17 protein-coding genes are annotated in these 15,294 nt (G+C 65.4%); 7 read left to right on the plus strand and 10 right to left on the minus strand.

Annotated features, from left to right (window positions below; genetic code table 11):
* Positions 1-19: 19 nt before the first annotated feature.
* Genes SSO01S_RS10745 through SSO01S_RS10760 form a run of 4 tightly spaced genes read right to left on the minus strand, consistent with a single transcriptional unit; the run spans position 20 to position 3,302 of the window.
* Positions 20-1,396, minus strand: coding sequence for a glutamate--cysteine ligase (locus tag SSO01S_RS10745; protein ID WP_066798695.1), 1,377 nt, complete (start codon positions 1,394-1,396; stop codon positions 20-22).
* Positions 1,397-1,439: 43 nt separating this feature from the next.
* Positions 1,440-2,180 (minus strand): 16S rRNA (uracil(1498)-N(3))-methyltransferase, encoded by a 741-nt coding sequence (locus SSO01S_RS10750; RefSeq protein ID WP_066798696.1) that lies wholly within the window; start codon positions 2,178-2,180, stop codon positions 1,440-1,442.
* Positions 2,181-2,224: 44 nt separating this feature from the next.
* On the minus strand, positions 2,225-2,824 hold the full coding sequence (locus SSO01S_RS10755) for an EF-hand domain-containing protein (RefSeq protein ID WP_066798697.1): 600 nt from the start codon (positions 2,822-2,824) through the stop codon (positions 2,225-2,227).
* A gap of 43 nt (positions 2,825-2,867) precedes the next feature.
* Positions 2,868-3,302, minus strand: a complete 435-nt coding sequence (locus tag SSO01S_RS10760) for a DUF2147 domain-containing protein (protein WP_066798698.1) — start codon at positions 3,300-3,302, stop codon at positions 2,868-2,870.
* Between the two features lie 126 nt (positions 3,303-3,428).
* Here SSO01S_RS10760 and ubiA point away from each other — a divergent pair, with 126 nt between their 5' ends.
* The 3 genes from ubiA to SSO01S_RS10775 are packed head-to-tail and all read left to right on the plus strand — an operon-like array spanning position 3,429 to position 6,500.
* Entirely contained in the window at positions 3,429-4,337 is a 909-nt protein-coding gene (gene ubiA / locus SSO01S_RS10765; RefSeq protein ID WP_066798699.1) for a 4-hydroxybenzoate octaprenyltransferase, read from the plus strand.
* A 47-nt stretch (positions 4,338-4,384) separates the two neighbouring features.
* The gene (locus SSO01S_RS10770; protein WP_066798700.1) at positions 4,385-5,731 is read left to right on the plus strand and encodes a TldD/PmbA family protein; all 1,347 of its coding nucleotides are present in this window, start codon (positions 4,385-4,387) and stop codon (positions 5,729-5,731) included.
* On the plus strand, positions 5,724-6,500 hold the full coding sequence (locus SSO01S_RS10775) for a 3'(2'),5'-bisphosphate nucleotidase CysQ (protein WP_066798701.1): 777 nt from the start codon (positions 5,724-5,726) through the stop codon (positions 6,498-6,500). The genes SSO01S_RS10770 and SSO01S_RS10775 overlap by 8 nt, the downstream gene beginning before the upstream one ends.
* Here the strand turns inward: SSO01S_RS10775 and SSO01S_RS10780 are convergent.
* Genes SSO01S_RS10780 through SSO01S_RS10790 form a run of 3 tightly spaced genes read right to left on the minus strand, consistent with a single transcriptional unit; the run spans position 6,497 to position 8,985 of the window.
* The gene (locus SSO01S_RS10780) at positions 6,497-7,063 is read right to left on the minus strand and encodes a hypothetical protein (RefSeq protein WP_066798702.1); all 567 of its coding nucleotides are present in this window, start codon (positions 7,061-7,063) and stop codon (positions 6,497-6,499) included. The genes SSO01S_RS10775 and SSO01S_RS10780 overlap by 4 nt on opposite strands.
* On the minus strand, positions 7,060-7,770 hold the full coding sequence (locus tag SSO01S_RS10785) for a hypothetical protein (RefSeq protein ID WP_066798703.1): 711 nt from the start codon (positions 7,768-7,770) through the stop codon (positions 7,060-7,062). The genes SSO01S_RS10780 and SSO01S_RS10785 overlap by 4 nt, the downstream gene beginning before the upstream one ends.
* Before the next feature lie 6 nt (positions 7,771-7,776).
* Entirely contained in the window at positions 7,777-8,985 is a 1,209-nt protein-coding gene (locus SSO01S_RS10790; RefSeq protein WP_066798704.1) for a toxic anion resistance protein, read from the minus strand.
* A 178-nt stretch (positions 8,986-9,163) separates the two neighbouring features.
* Between SSO01S_RS10790 and SSO01S_RS10795 the strand changes: the two genes are divergently transcribed.
* Both SSO01S_RS10795 and SSO01S_RS10800 read left to right on the plus strand, forming a co-directional pair.
* Entirely contained in the window at positions 9,164-10,039 is an 876-nt protein-coding gene (locus SSO01S_RS10795; protein ID WP_066798705.1) for a hypothetical protein, read from the plus strand.
* A complete protein-coding gene (locus SSO01S_RS10800; protein WP_066798706.1) occupies positions 10,039-10,614 on the plus strand; it encodes a hypothetical protein in 576 nt (191 codons plus the stop codon). The genes SSO01S_RS10795 and SSO01S_RS10800 overlap by 1 nt, the downstream gene beginning before the upstream one ends.
* A 16-nt stretch (positions 10,615-10,630) precedes the next feature.
* On the opposite strand, the gene SSO01S_RS10805 is transcribed toward SSO01S_RS10800, so the two are convergent.
* The 3 genes from SSO01S_RS10805 to SSO01S_RS10815 form a co-directional block, all read right to left on the minus strand.
* On the minus strand, positions 10,631-11,398 hold the full coding sequence (locus SSO01S_RS10805) for a hypothetical protein (RefSeq protein ID WP_066798707.1): 768 nt from the start codon (positions 11,396-11,398) through the stop codon (positions 10,631-10,633).
* A gap of 40 nt (positions 11,399-11,438) precedes the next feature.
* Positions 11,439-11,939, minus strand: coding sequence for a hypothetical protein (locus SSO01S_RS10810; protein WP_066798708.1), 501 nt, complete (start codon positions 11,937-11,939; stop codon positions 11,439-11,441).
* A gap of 233 nt (positions 11,940-12,172) precedes the next feature.
* Entirely contained in the window at positions 12,173-12,742 is a 570-nt protein-coding gene (locus SSO01S_RS10815; protein WP_066798709.1) for an NADPH-dependent FMN reductase, read from the minus strand.
* Positions 12,743-12,836: 94 nt separating this feature from the next.
* Between SSO01S_RS10815 and typA the strand changes: the two genes are divergently transcribed.
* Positions 12,837-14,660 carry a translational GTPase TypA gene (typA, locus tag SSO01S_RS10820; RefSeq protein WP_066798710.1) on the plus strand — a complete coding sequence of 608 codons (1,824 nt, stop codon included), beginning with the start codon at positions 12,837-12,839 and terminating at the stop codon, positions 14,658-14,660.
* Positions 14,661-14,724: 64 nt separating this feature from the next.
* A complete protein-coding gene (locus SSO01S_RS10825; protein ID WP_157073747.1) occupies positions 14,725-15,261 on the plus strand; it encodes a hypothetical protein in 537 nt (178 codons plus the stop codon).
* The last annotated feature ends 33 nt before the right edge of the window (positions 15,262-15,294 follow it).

The following is a 15,294-nucleotide window of genomic DNA, read 5'->3' on the forward strand; positions in this document are numbered from 1 at the left end:
GCCGGGGGGACGCTTCGGGTCAGAATTTCGCCTCTTCATACACGCGCGAGATATCCCCCGCCCATTCGCCGTTGAACTGGTCGAGCAGTACCTGCGCGGGCACCTTGCCGGTCCGCACGACCTCGCGCAGCGGATCGAGGAAGCCGCTCTCATTGTCGCCCGACGAATTGAGCCGCGCCCGAGCGTTCAGCCCCGCCGCCGAAATGTCGAGCACTTCGCTGGCAATGTCCCTGAGCTTGCCGCCGCCCGGCAGCGGTGCGTCGAGCGCCAAGCGGGGCACCGCATCACGCAGCGCCTGCCGCTCGCTCATGTCCCAATCCTTGACCAGATCCCACGCCGCATCGAGGGCACCCTGATCGTATAGCAGGCCGACCCAGAGCGCCGGCAGCGCGCAGATGCGGCCCCAACGGCCACCGTCTGCACCGCGCATCTCCAGGAAGGTCTTGAGCCGCACTTCGGGAAACGCGGTGGAAAGATGATCGGCCCAATCATCCATTGTCGGCTTCTCGCCGGGGAGGACCGAGAGATTTCCTTTCAGGAAGTCGCGGAAGCTCAGGCCCGCGGCATCGATATACTTCCCGTCGCGGTAAACGAAGTACATCGGCACATCGAGCGCGTAATCGGCGTAGCGCTCATAGCCGAAGCCGTCTTCGAAGACGAAGGGCAGCATGCCGGTGCGCGCCGGATCGGTGTCCGACCAGATATGGCTACGATACGAAAGATAGCCGTTGGGCTTGCCCTCAAGGAACGGCGAATTGGCGAAAAGAGCAGTGGCCAGCGGCTGTAGCGCGAGGCCCACGCGAAACTTTTTCGCCATGTCCGCCTCGCTCGAATAATCGAGATTCACCTGGATCGTGCAGGTGCGCAGCATCATGTCGAGGCCCAGCGATCCCACGCGCGGCATGTGCCGCAGCATGATCTCGTAGCGTCCCTTGGGCATGATCGGCAGCTCGGCCCGCGTCTTGTCATGCCACATGCCAAGGCCGAGAAAGCCGATCCCGAGCTTGTCACCCACGGCCTTCACCTGCTCCAGATGCCGTCCGGTCTCGGCGCAGGTCTGGTGCAGATTGTCGAGCGGCGCGCCCGACAATTCGAACTGCCCCGCCGGCTCCAGGCTGATCGCCCCGTCCGGCCCGGAAAGCGCGATGATGTTCTCGCCTTCATAGACCGGTTTCCAGCCGAACTCGGTGAGTCCGATCAGCAGCGCATGGATGCCGCCCGGCTCTTCATAGCTGGGCGCGCGGTGATCCGGCGTCTTCCAATAGACGAACTTCTCGTGCTCGGTGCCGATCCGCCAGCGCTCCGCCGGCTTCTCCCCGCGTGCAAAATAGCCGATCAGCTGGTCACGGGTCTCGATGACCGGTGCGTTGCTGCTTGAAACGGTCTTCGTGCTCATTTGCGCCCCTTAGCTCTGCGCAACATGGGACGCCAGCGCAGAACTACCAGTCCCCTGCCGCCGCCATCCACAGCGAAATAGCCGCCGAGGCCGCCGTTTCGGCGCGCAGGATACGTGGGCCGAGCGATATGCCCACCGCCGCCGGATGCGCCCGGATCGCCTCGCGCTCCTTCGGATCGAAGCCGCCCTCGGGGCCGATCAGGATCGCGGCGGGACCTGGTCGCGCGCGCATCGCCTCCGCCGCAGGGGCGCCGCCGGTCTCGTCAGCGAAGAAGATCGTCCGCCCCGCATCCCAGTCACGCAGCAATGCGGGCAGCTTCACCGGCTCAGCGATCGACGGAAGCGCGGTCCGCCCGCATTGTTCCGCCGCCTCGATCATGTTCGCCCGCAGCCGATCGAGGTTCAGCCGGTCAACGACCGTCCGGTGGGTGATGACGGGGAGCAGGCGATCGGTGCCCAGCTCGCACGCTTTCTCCACCAGCCAGTCCACCGGCCCCTTCTTGATCGGCGCAAATGCGAGCCACAGATCGGGCACCGCCTCGCGCGAGCGCAGCATCCGGGTCACGTCCAGCGTCACGTCGCGCTTGCCCACGCTCGCCGCCACGCCCAGCCATTCGCCCGTAATGTCGTCGAACAGTTTCACCGGATCGCCCGGCTTCATCCGCATGACGCTCGCCAGATAATGCGCCTGTGGCCCATCGATCCTGCGCGGCCCGGGCGCGAGTTCGCCCTCGACAAACAGCCGGGGAGTGGATTGCGGCGGCCAGGCGGGCGTAGCGGGCATGCAACGGCTCTAGCCGCCGCATGGCCACGAACCAAGCCTGCCCGTCAGCGCGATGGGGTGAAGGCGGGAAGCTCGCTCTTCGGGATCTTGCCGTCGCCATTCTTGTCGAGCAGCGCGAAGCGCGCCTCAGCGGCCCGAACGAACTCGCGAATGTCCACGCCACGATTGAAATTGCGATCGGCCACCGTGATCGGTTGCGGATAATCGAGATAGCTGAAGCGCGCCGCGCCCTTCTTGGGCTCCTCGCGCTTTCTAGTGCTCACCTGCTTGGGCCCGCCCTCGCCGCCCCGCGGTCCGACCATACTATCGCCGACGCGATAGCCCTGCCGCTCACGCGGCGGGCGCATCCTGATCTCGGGCACGACCTCGGTCTCATACCGCTCCACGTCCTGCGGATCGATCTCGCCATCCTTGCGCACGTCCAGCGTCGCGAAGAAGCGCTCGGCGTCGGCAATCATTTCCTCCATGCTCAGCACGCCGTCATGATTGGCGTCGGCGCCATCGAACCACTGGTCGTGCGGCGCGGGTCCACGAAACGGTTCGCCCATCGGGCTGATGAACAGCGGACCGCGCGGGGCCTCCTGTGCCACGGCCTGTCCCGCCGCCACGCCAAGGATCATCGTCCCCAGGATCAACCCACGCATGTCCTACTCCACTAAAGCCAGCTCGAACGAACGGCCCCGCCGCTCAGCTGATACGGTGCCAGTGCTGCGTCCGGCACACCAGCCCCAACATCGCGCAGCCGGATACGCGGATCAGCACGTTGCTCAGCTGCGTGACCGATCCCGATGCATTGGTGTTGATGTCGGGAATGAATATCTTGCCGCGCCAGGTCGCCTCGCCGGTGACCTTCAGGTCGTGCAGGATCGTGCTGCCGATCAGTTCCTTGCCACTGCCCTTGCGCGCATCCGCGCGCTGGCGGTCGGCGGCCCAGATGACCTTGCCGCAGATCGCGTTACCACAGGGCTGCAGGCGCATATGCACATTGTTGTTGGTGTTGCGCCATTCGCCCACGATCCCCTGCGCCTGGGCAGGCGCAGGTGCAGGTGCAGGTGCAGGCGCAGGTGCTGCGGCGCCGAGCAGGAGCGGTGCGGCGAACAGGCTGATCAAGCGAATCGTCATAACATCCATTCCAGGCATGACTCGCCAGATCGTGAGCCATCACGCCGTTTCAAGGGCGCAATCATGGCGGGATGTGGCTGAACCGCAGCTTGCCGACATCGGGCGCGGCGCGATAGGGCTGCATATATGCACGAAACCGCCGTCCCCGATACCGAGCATCGCGGCCTTATGGGCCTGCTGCCCGAAGCCGCACGGCCTTATGCGCTGCTGGCCCGTTTCGATCGGCCGATCGGCTGGTGGCTCCTCTTCTGGCCCGGCGCATGGGCGATCGCGCTTTCGGGCAACGCGGTCCTGCGCTGGGATCTGCTGCTCTGGTTCCTGCTCGGCAGCATCGCGATGCGCGGCGCGGGCTGCGTCTATAACGACGTGGTCGATCGCGATCTCGATGCACAGGTCGCCCGCACCCGCAGCCGCCCGCTTCCCAGCGGCGCAGTCAGCGTCCGGCACGCCTGGATCTGGCTGGTGTCACTATGTCTGGTCGGACTGGTCGTATTGCTTCAGCTTAATCTGCGCGCCGCCGCCATCGCCGTGGCGAGCCTAGCATTGGTCGCGGCCTATCCCTTCATGAAGCGGATCACCTGGTGGCCGCAGGCATGGCTCGGCATGGTCTTCTCCTGGGCCGCGCTCGTCGCATGGGCCCAGGCTCCCGACATGCCATGGATGCCCGGCCTGCTCCTGTACGCTGGCAGCATCTTCTGGGTGATCGGCTACGATACGATCTATGCGCTTCAGGATATCGAGGATGATGCGCTGGTCGGCGTCCGATCGTCGGCGCGCGCGCTCGGTAAATGGGTGCGGCCCGGCGTCGCACTATTTTATGCGCTCACGCTCGCTTTCTGGGGCGCAGCGCTGTGGCAGCTCCGCCCCGATCCGCTCGCGCTCGCCACCCTGCTCCCGGTCGCGTTCCACCTTGTCTGGCAGACCGCCACGCTCGCGCCCGCCGATGGCGCGAACGCGCTCGCCCGCTTCCGCAGCAATCGCAATGCCGGCTTCCTGATGTTCGCCGCCTGTTTCGTCGTCGGCCAGACGCTTTGACCTTGCCAGACTTTGACGTTGGCGGTCCGGCTCCCTAGATCGCGCCGATGCTGACCACCGAACAAGCCTGCGAACGCGCCGCCGATATCGTCGCGCGCGCGCGCAAGGCAGGCGCCGACGCCGCCGACGCAGTCTTTGCCGCCGATCGCGCTCTCTCGGTCTCGGTCCGCATGGGGTCGCTCGAGGATGTCGAGCGCGCCGAGAGCGAGGAACTGGGCCTGCGCGTCTTCGCCGGGCGCCGCTCGGCCAGCGTTTCCACCTCCGATCTCAGCGATTCCGCGCTCGACGCGCTGGTCGAGCGCGCGCTGGCGATGGCCAAGGAAGCGCCCGAAGACCAATGGGCCGGTCTTGCGCCGCAGGATCGCCTGCTCCACGGCCAGCCCCCGCTCCTCGATCTTGACGACGGCGCGAATGATTCGCCCGAAACGCTCAGGGCGCGCGCGCTCGCGGCAGAGGATGCCGCCCGCGCCGTTCCCGGCGTCACCAACAGCGAAGGCGGCAGCGCCAGCCTGTCGCGCGCGGTGATGGCCATCGCGACCAGTCATGGCTTTGCCGCCGGATATGCCCAGACCAGCCACGGGCTGTCGGCCAGCGTGCTCGCGGGCTCGGGCGGCGGCATGGAGCGCGATTACGCGCATCACAGCGCCCGTCACGCCGCCTTGCTCGAAGCGCCCGAGGCGATCGGCCGCCTGGCCGGGGAGCGCGCCGTCGCCCGGCTCAACCCGCAAAAAATCTCCAGCGGCGCGACGCCGGTGGTGTTCGATCGCCGCGTCTCCTCCAGCATCATCGGCCATCTGCTTGGCGCGATCGCCGGTGCTTCGGTCACGCGCAAGACCAGCTTCCTGCTTGATGCACTCGGCACCCAGGTGTTCGCCAGAAACGTTACCATCTGCGACGATCCGCATCGCCCGCGCGGCCTGCGCTCGCGCCCCTTTGACGGCGAAGGGCTGCCCGTTCAGGCGATGAAGATCGTCGATTCCGGCATGCTGGAAACCTGGCTGCTCGACAGCGCCTCCGCGCGGCAGCTCGGCCTTGAGCCGACAGGCCATGCATCGCGCGGGATCGGCGGCGCGCCCGGCGTCGCCCCCGGCAATCTCTATATGCAGGCGGGCAGCATCCCGCCCGAAACACTGATCGGCGAGATCGATTATGGCGTGCTCGTCACCGAGCTGATCGGCCAGGGGGTCAACGGCATTACCGGCGATTACAGCCGGGGCGCGGCTGGATTTTTGATCGAGAAGGGCGAGATCACCCGGCCCGTCTCCGAGATCACCATCGCGGGCAATCTGAAGGACATGTTCCGCGCGCTCACGCCTGCGAACGATCTCGAGTTTCGCTACGGGATCAACGCGCCGACGCTCCGCATCGACGGCATGACCATCGCCGGTGACTGATCTCGCGCGCCAGATAGCGGCCATCGCCGCAGAGGCCGGCCAGCTGGCGATCGATCGCTGGGAAACGGAATTCAGGCGCTGGGAAAAGACCGCCGGCAGCCCAGTCTGCGAAGTCGATCTTGAGATTGATGCCATGCTCCGCCAGCGGCTCACCGCTCTGCTCCCCGATGCCGGCTGGCTCTCCGAAGAGACAGTCGACGATGCCGCCCGCCTCCAGGGCCGCCGCCTCTGGGTGGTCGATCCGATCGACGGCACCCGCGATTATCTGCGCCACCGCCCCGGCTGGGCCGTCTCGGTCGCGCTGATTCAGGACGGCCAGCCGCTGGTCGGCGTGCTCGACGCGCCCGCACGGGGAGAGAGATGGATCGCCGAGGCGGGCAAAGGCGCATGGCGCAATGGCGTCCGCCTCCAATGCGGCGCGCGTACCCGGCTGGCCGGTGCCCGCGTGCCCGCCGATCAATTGCCGCAAGTGGATGCAGACCTCGAAATGGTCGCCAAGCCCAATTCGATCGCGCTGCGCATCGCGATGGTCGCGGCCGATGAAGCCGATCTGCTGGCGTCGATCCGCTGGGGCAACGAATGGGATATCGCCGCCGCCGTGCTGATCGCGACCGAGGCTGGCGCAACCGCCAGCGATGCGCTGGGCCGCCCGCTCGATTTCAACACCCCAGACGCCGAAGCCTTTGGCGTCCTCGTGACGGTACCCGGTATCCACGCCGCCGCAGTTGAGCGTCTCGCGGAGCGCGCTTGCGCTCTGGTACGGCGCTAGATTTTCGGCTCAGTCCAGGGCGGGAGCTTCAACGTCGCCCGCATCTCGTTGATGTCCGACACCAGTCGCGTGCGATAGCTCGTCGCCTCGGGCGCGGGTTCGTCCCCCTCCGGCACCGGGTATTCCCAGATATCGTCGAGCGCCCAGCCCTTACCGGCGCGCCTGAACGCCAGCCGCAGGTCTGGGCCCTCGCCGCCGGTGAACCACAGGGTCGCCGCGCCGTCCGCGCCGGCGATCTTCACCTCCACCTTCATATGGGCGAAATCGATCCCCTCGAAATCTTGGCACTGGCACCACACGCCATAATCATTTGCGCAATAGCCATAGGAGGAGTCCGGCTCCTTCTTGTCGAGCAGCCGTGCAGTCTCGGCGCACTGCTTCTCGACCGCCGCGAAGCGCGCGGTTGCGCGGGGATCCCTGATGCTGGGAGAAGCCGCTTTGGTCTGATAGTCCGAATATAGATTGCGAACGATGCTGCGGATCGCCGCTTCGTCGCTCTGCGCCCGGGCGGGCGTGATGGCCAGCGCCAGCAGTACGACCAGCGCCGCCAGCAAGCGCTTCACTCGCCGTCACCCTGATATTTTATCTGCAGATAGCGCCCGCGCGTCGCCAGCAAATCCAGATCGCCCTGCGCCAGTTGCGCGCTCATCTCGGCAATCTCGTCGTCGATCACCTGCAAGCCCTGCGCCAGTTGCTGATCGGGTGTCAGCCCGTTGCGCTCGACCCGGCGCAGCGGCTCGGGCACGCGGGCATAGCCCTTCACCAGCTCGGGCAATTGCTCGCCGACCAGCTTGCGCACTTCCATCGCCGCCGGGCTCTGCTCGTCGAGCAGCGCCAGTTGCGGCGCAAGTATCTCCAGCTTTACCCCGATCGAATCGACCAGCCCCAGAACCGGTGCGGGCAGCGCCTTGCGCTGGGTGTCGAGCCAGGCCTCGGTCGTCCTTGGCAGCGCCTTGAGCGGCACCTGCGCCAGCTGCTCCACCTCGGGCGCGCCACCGGCGGGCAGCACCGCGAACAACAGCGTAGCTGCGATCAACAGCAACGCTACTAGGAACGCACCCATGATTCCGAGCGGCGCCACCGCGAGCGCAAACACGATCGCGCCCACCAGGATCGCGCCATCGGCAATCGCGATGCGCGCGACGCGGCGCACCACCTCGCTCTCGCGCCGCCGCCGCATCCGCTGCTCGGCGGGCGTGGCGGGGCGCTGCGCGCGGGTTCGCTCGATCAGTTCGCTCGCACGTGCACTCAGGCGATCGACGTCGGTCATCGGGGCTTACATCGCCTCCAGCTTGAAGGTTTCGGTCGCGCCGCCCAGCTGGTTCTGTGCCGCGCCCTCGGCCCGCGCGATATAGCCCTTGGACTTCTCGACTTCGTTCGAAAGCGTGGTGACGGTCGTCTTCATGCTGTCGAGCGCCTTGATCTTGAAGGTATCGATCGCATCCATCGTGTCATAGATGTTCTGGAACGCGCGCTGGAGCGTCTCGACCGGAATGGTGGACGACGCGGCCTGTTCGTGGATCGCGGCCGATTGGCTTTTGAGCAATTGTCCGGTCGAATCGATCAGCCCGGCAGTCGTGGTGTTCAGCGCAGTCACCTGATCGAGCACCAGCTTCTGGTTGGTCAGCGCCTGCGCCACCGTCACCGCCGTGCGCAGCGCCGCGACCGTCGTGGTGGACGCGCGGTCCACGCCCTTCACCAGTTCGACATTGTTCTTCTTGACCAGATCGAGCGCCAGATAGCCCTGCACCGTCACCGCCATCTGCGTCAGCAGATCCTGGGTGCGCTGGCGGACGTAGAAGAGCGCGGTTTCCTTGATCGCCTTGGCCTTGGCTGGGTCGGTCATCTCCAGCTCGGCGGCCTTGGCCTCGAGCTTCTCGTCCATGGCTTTGGACAGGTAGATCATCTGCTCCAGCCGGCCCATCGCGGCCCACAGATTCTCGCGCTCCGTCCCGATCGCGGCATTGTCCATCAGCAGCTCGTCCTTGCCGTTGGACAGCGCCTTGAGGATGCCGTTGATGTGGCTCTGCGACGATTGATATTTGCGGAAATATTGCGTCAGCCCGCCGCCCCCTCCGAAGAGCTTGGCGAAGAAACCATCCTTGCCGCTAATCAGCTTGCCGTTCTTGCTCGGATCGAGCCCCTCGACGGTCTTGCGCAGCGCCAGCAGGTCAGCGCCCACGCCGGTATCGTTGCTGATCGCGCGCACGGGGCGATCGAGGAAGCGGTTCGATTGCCCCGCCGCGTCGCGGATTTCCTTCTGGCCCATCGCCGCGATCGCATCGACGCGCTTGCCGAATTCGGGCGAGTTGACGTCCTGCGCCACCAGATCGTCGATGAAGCTGTCCACTCGCGCATCCAACTCGGTCTTCTTGGCGTCTTCGACCGGCACCAGGCCAGCGGCCTTTGCGGGCGCAATCACCTGCACCGGCTCGGGCGGAGTGAGCACCAGATCCTGTTCGGCAGTGATCGTCTCGGTCGCCATCGCGTCATTCTCCAAAGCTGTCCGCCTTCAATAGGCACTATGCCCCGGCGTTCCAACTGTATTGCACATATAGTACACTGTGCCTGCATAGCCAAGTGCGCGGCTACCCTGTTTACGGTCTTTGCTCGGGACGGGTCTGGTGCCAAGCTGCGCCGGGCTGCTGAAAGGGGAGGTTCGCATGCGTTATGACAGGTTTCTCATCGGATTGGCGCTGACCGCCGCATGTCCCGCCTTCGCGCAGGACGCCGCGCTCACCGCGAAGGAGCGGGCCGTCCAGGCCGCAACCGCGCGTCCCGCCACCTGGGCTGCCCGCGCGCAGGAATTCCGCAAATGGCTTGCGAACGCCACCGACGATCAGGGCAAGCCGCTCTCCGCCGCCGCCCGAAAGGGGCATATCAGCGATCAGGTCCATACGCTCGACAAGGAACTCGCCCGCGCCGCCAGCATCGCCCCCGCCGCCACCGCGCAGGCGATCCTCGGCGACAAGTGCCTCGCCAAATGGCTTGGGGTGGATTGCCAGGTGCCGCTGTCGGGCACGCTGCGGGATGCGGACGGCACGCGCATCCTCTGGCAGCTCCAGTCCGGCGCTTCGGAGGAAGACGGGCTCGGCATGGGCGCGATGCTGTGGGACGCGAGCGGCACGGGCGAGCCTCGCCTGATCGGCTGGACCTTCGAGGGCGTCTATATGGAGGCCCCGCGCTACAACCCCGAGCTTCAGTTGCTCTGGGTCAGCGGCCGGATGATGGGCACGGGCGACGGCAACGCCGACATTCTCTACCAGCGCCGCGACGGCAAATGGATCGAGATCGAGCTGGAAAGCTGGCGGGCCGATCTGGAGAAGCGCCTGCCCAAGGGGCTCGGCGCATGGAAAGGCGTGGATTACGACCTGACCAGCCTCTCCGCCGCAACCGAGCTGTGGAAGGACAGCGACGCAAATTGCTGCGCCACCGGGGGTCGCGCCACGATGGATTTCGAAATCGAAGGGTCGAGCCTCAAGCTCAAGACGATCTCCGCCCAGATCGGCGGTCCGGACACCGCATGGAAGGAATATTGATGCGCCCCGTCTTGCTGTTGGCAGCGCTCTGCCTCCCCTTCGCCGCTCACGCCCAGAAGCTCGACGCCCCCCAATGCGCGATCGACAAGGCGCGTTACGCGCTCAAGGGCGCGCCCGAATATACCGCCGGCTTCACCCGGCTCGCGCATGGCCGGGCGACCTCGGATCTGCTGTTCTGGATCAAGACCCCGAAACGCACCTTCTGGTTCGGCTTCGAATCGCCAAATGGCTATGGCGGCACGTGGCTCGCGCCCTCGGTGAGCGCAGAGCTGCTCGACGCGGAAGACGTGCGCGAGGGTGGCGAGCCGCCTCAGGCGATCCGGGATTGGGAAGCCTCCGTCGAGGAGGCTGGAGAACCCGATCCGCTCCAGAACATCACCTTCGATGCGTTCCGCCCCGATCTCGCCGCCTATGAAAGTCCGCCCCAGTCAAGTGATCCCGCCCCGGCGCGCATCTTCCTGCGCGGCATCGGTCAGGCTCTCTGGTATAGCTGGCGCTGGGCAGCCGCAGGCGATCCGAAGGCCGAGCAGGAATCGATCCCGACCGCAATGTGGGAACCCAGCGGCTGCGCGTGAGACCCCTGGGCGGGGGTTACATCGGATTGTTGAGGATGATCTCGCGATCGAGCTTGACCGCCGAAAAGCCTCCCGCCCAGTCCGGATCCTTCGCCAGGCCGTGCAGCTCGCTATTGATCTCGCGCGCCTGTTCGGTCTGGTCCGATGCGATCAGGTTGTTCTGCAGCGTGAACAAGGTGGCGACGGTGCGTCCCCGCGCCTGATTGAGGCACGCGGCAACCTCGGCCTCCGCCGCCGGCCGGTTGATGGCGACCGCGCTCTCGACGAACCATCGCTTCGCTTCTTCGGTCAGGTCCAGAAATTCGTGTGATTTGGCCAGGTCGCAATTGCGGGTGAAATAGACCTGCGCAGCGATCCGCTTCACCCAATTGGTGCATCCGGGGACCTGATACATGCGCCGCCCGCGCAGCATCACTTCCATCTTCTTCGCCGTAGATGACGCCGCCAGCGAATCGCGGCGCAGCTGCTCGGCAGAGCTACCCGCGCAATCGGTGGCCCGTGCGCGGAATACGCGCAGCGAAATCGGCTGCGTCGTGGGCGTGATGCGCAGCATCAGCGGCACATCGTCATCGGCGTAGCGCACGATCAGGAGATGCGATCGCGGCGCCGCTTGGCGCGTCCCGGTAAATTGCGTCCGCTCGGCATTGGGGGTCAGCGGAACCTCGGCCCCGTCATCGAAGAAAACGCCGCTGGGCGCATCGCTGCCGGTCCATGTCACGGTCACGGGGATGGTCGCCCCGGCATCGGGACTAGCGACCGGCGCAGCCGCCAGCGGGAGCGTCATTGCCAATAGGGAGCAGGCGCCAAGGATGCTTGGTTTCACGTCATTTCCCCTTGAGCGCGCCATTCGGCGCCTTCAGGCTGATCCCGAGTTGCGCGGCGATAAAGGCGGCGAACCAGCCGATCACCGATATCAGCAGCTTGTCAGCCGCAGGCTTGAACACCGCCGGCGTCGGATAGACGGTGGATTTGGAGCTCAGCGCCGCGCTGATCGTCTCGCTGTCTTGGCCGGGCATCGGGATGGCGGCGGTGAACCCGCGGTCGATCTGAAACATCACCACGCTGCTAAAGACGATTCCGGCGATGGCGATCGCCACGAGCAATGTCAGCGCCCGCTTGCTGGTGTAGAGCGTGCCGAGATAGGTCAGCCCGGTCGAGACGACGGCAAATAGCCCGCCATAGATCACGGCTAGAGCGGTACCTAGTTCAAGAAACCAGACGAATATGTTCCAGCTTGTCCGCAACACCGGCACATCGGCGTCTGGATTCTCGAAAACCATTCCCCGCATCGCCAGTATTGACAGGATCACGAGGACGATCACCACGACGCAAAGCGAAACTATCGCGACGGCGGAAGCGATTATCTTTCGGTTGTCATCGGGCGATCCTCCACCGGGCGGAGGATTAGGCGCATTAACCGCGGGATCGGCGTCAGGTGATTGCGCATTAGGCATGATAACTCCCCCGAATTAGGGAGAGTATACCGCACGCTTATTCAGCGTACAAACACAGTAACTGCCAAACTGGTCGCTTTTTCGGCGCACCGATTTCCCGGATCCTAGCCCTCGCGCCCGGCCTTTAGCGTGCGCCCCCACCAGGCGAGATCGTCAAACAATGCGGCCAGCGCCTTGTCGTCATAGGAATCAGCGTTGAACCGGTCGCCGTCGCGCTTGGCGCTCGGGCGAATGAGGTGGACCGAGGAATTGATCGGGGCCATCTCCAGCGCGATCGTCGTCAGCCGCAATTGCTCGATCGAGCGCGCCGCGCCCACGCTGCCATATCCCACGAAGCCAACGGGTTTGCGTCCCCATTCGGCGAAAACCGTGTCGAGCGCGTTCTTCAGTACCGCGCTGCCCGAATGATTATATTCGGGGCAGATCAGGACATAGCCGTCCGCGCTCGCGATCTTCTGCGCCCAGCGAATCTGGAGCGGGTCCTGATAATTGCCCGCTGCCGGCGGCTTGGGGTGGGGGAAGAACGGCAAATTCCACTCGGCGGGATCGACCAGTTCGAGGTTCAGGTCACCGCGCGCCGCGCCGCGCTCCATCACCCAGCGCCCCACGGGCGCGGCCATGCGCCCCTCGCGGACGCTGCCAAGTATAACGAGCATATTGAGCTGATTAGCCATCGTCGCATCCTATTGTTGCGCGGTCTTTCCGCAACGCACAAATTACGCTAAGGGCGCGGCGCGCGCCGTATCTCAGCGGCATCCAGGAATTTATATGAACCTACGTAACGTGGCGATTATCGCCCACGTCGACCACGGAAAGACGACGCTCGTCGATCAATTGTTCCGTCAGTCCGGCACCTTCCGTGACAATCAGCGCGTCGAAGAACGCGCAATGGATTCGAACGATCTCGAAAAAGAACGCGGCATCACCATCCTCGCCAAGGCCACTTCGGTTGAATGGGAAGGCACCCGCATCAACATCGTCGACACCCCCGGCCACGCCGATTTCGGCGGCGAGGTGGAACGCATCCTCTCGATGGTCGATGGCGTCATCCTGCTGGTCGATTCGTCGGAAGGCGCGATGCCGCAGACCAAGTTCGTGACCGGCAAGGCGCTGAAGCTCGGCCTTCGCCCGATCGTCGTGGTCAACAAGATCGACCGTCCCGACGAGCGCATCCAGGAAGTGCTCGACGAAGTGTTCGACCTGTTCGTGTCGCTTGAAGCCACCGACGAGCAGCTCGATTTCCCGGTTCTCTACGCATCGGGCCGCAATGGCTATGCCAATGAGACCCCGGACGCCCGCGAAGGCACGCTGGCGCCGCTGTTCAACAAGATCGTCGAGCACGTCCCCGCGCCGAACCTCGATCAGGACGCGGCGTTCAGCTTCCTCGTAACTTTGCTCGATCGCGACAACTTCCTCGGCCGTATCCTCACCGGGCGCGTCCAGTCGGGCGTGGTCAAGGTCAACCAGCCGATCCACGCGCTCGATATGGACGGCAAGGTCGTGGAGACCGGCCGCGCCTCGAAGCTGATGAGCTTCCGCGGTCTCGAGCGCGTTCCCGTCGAGGAAGCGCGCGCCGGTGACATCATCTCGCTCGCAGGCCTCGCCGTCGCCACCGTGTCGAACACGATCGCCGACACGTCGGTCACCGAAGCGATCCAGGCGCAGCCTATCGATCCGCCGACGCTGTCGATGCGCTTCGCCGTCAACGATTCGCCGATGGCGGGCCGTGAGGGTACCAAGGTCACCAGCCGCATGATCCGCGACCGCCTTGAGCGCGAAGCCGAATCGAACGTGGCGATCAAGGTCACCGAGAGCGAGGACAAGGATTCGTTCGAAGTCGCGGGTCGCGGCGAGCTTCAGCTCGGCGTGCTGATCGAAACGATGCGCCGCGAGGGCTTCGAACTCGGCATCAGCCGTCCGCGCGTGCTGTTCCGCGAGGACGAGAACGGCAACAAGACCGAGCCGTACGAAACCGTCGTGATCGACGTGGACGACGAATTCTCGGGCACGGTTGTCGACAAGATGGCGCAGCGCAAAGCCGAGCTGACCGATATGCGCCCTTCGGGCGGCGGCAAGACCCGCATCACCTTCTCGGCACCGTCGCGCGGGCTGATCGGCTATCACGGCGAGTTCCTGTCGGACACCCGCGGCACCGGCATCATGAACCGCCTGTTCGAGAAATACGGTCCCCACAAGGGCAAGATCGAAGGTCGCAAGAATGGCGTGCTGATCTCGAACGGCAATGGCGAGGCGCAGGCCTACGCGCTTGGCCCGCTCGAAGAACGCGGCATCCTGTTCGTCGGGCATGGCGAGGCGCTCTACGAGGGCATGATCATCGGCGAGAACGCCAAGACGGAAGACCTTGAAGTCAATCCGATGAAGGCGAAGCAGCTGACCAACTTCCGCGCATCGGGCGGCAAGGACGACGCCGTTCGCCTGACTCCGCCGAAGAAGATGACGCTCGAACAGGCCATCGCCTATGTCGACGACGACGAGATGGTCGAAGTGACGCCCACCAAGATCCGTCTGCGCAAGCGCCACCTCGATCCGCATGAGCGCAAAAAGGCCAGCCGCGCCAAGGTCGCCGCATAGGTCTTCCTGCAGCCATTATTTGGTGTTCAGCTCCGCCCGGTCCCTGGATCGGGCGGAGTTTTTCATGCTGCTGACGATGTTTGCCCTGATTGCCGCGCAGGATGTGCCGGGCACGCTCATGCAGCCCAGGCAGGAAAGTGACGGCAAGCAAAGCTGGTCGATCCTCGCCGATCCCTGCGCCGGCAGGCCTGCGGATGAAATCACTGTCTGCGGGCAGAGCGCACGGGCCGAACCGCGCCTGCCCCTGCCGGGCGAGCGCGGTCCGCCCGACCGGGCCTTGCCCAGCAACCCCGATATCAGCGGAACGGGGGCGCTCGCCGCGACTAGCGCTCCGTGCGCCACGCTGTCCAAAGGGTGCACCACCGGCGTGGACATATTCGGCGGCGCGACCTTCCTGGTCCGAGCGCTTGGCAAGGTGATCGACAAGGATAGCTGCTGCGAGGAACCGGGCGAGGCCACCAATATCGGCCTGCTGGTCCGCGACACCGTATCGGCGGCGAAGAAGATCGGGCGCAAGAAGCCGGACAAGTCCCGGCGCGTGCCCATTCCCCTCGACGATCCCGCCCCGGGCGACGGGGCCGCGCCGGTCAGCGGGCCCTGATCAACGGCCAGCGGCGGGCGGGTGCTTCCCGCG

The organism is Sphingomonas soli NBRC 100801 (assembly GCF_001591025.1).
GTDB lineage: Bacteria > Pseudomonadota > Alphaproteobacteria > Sphingomonadales > Sphingomonadaceae > Sphingomonas > Sphingomonas soli.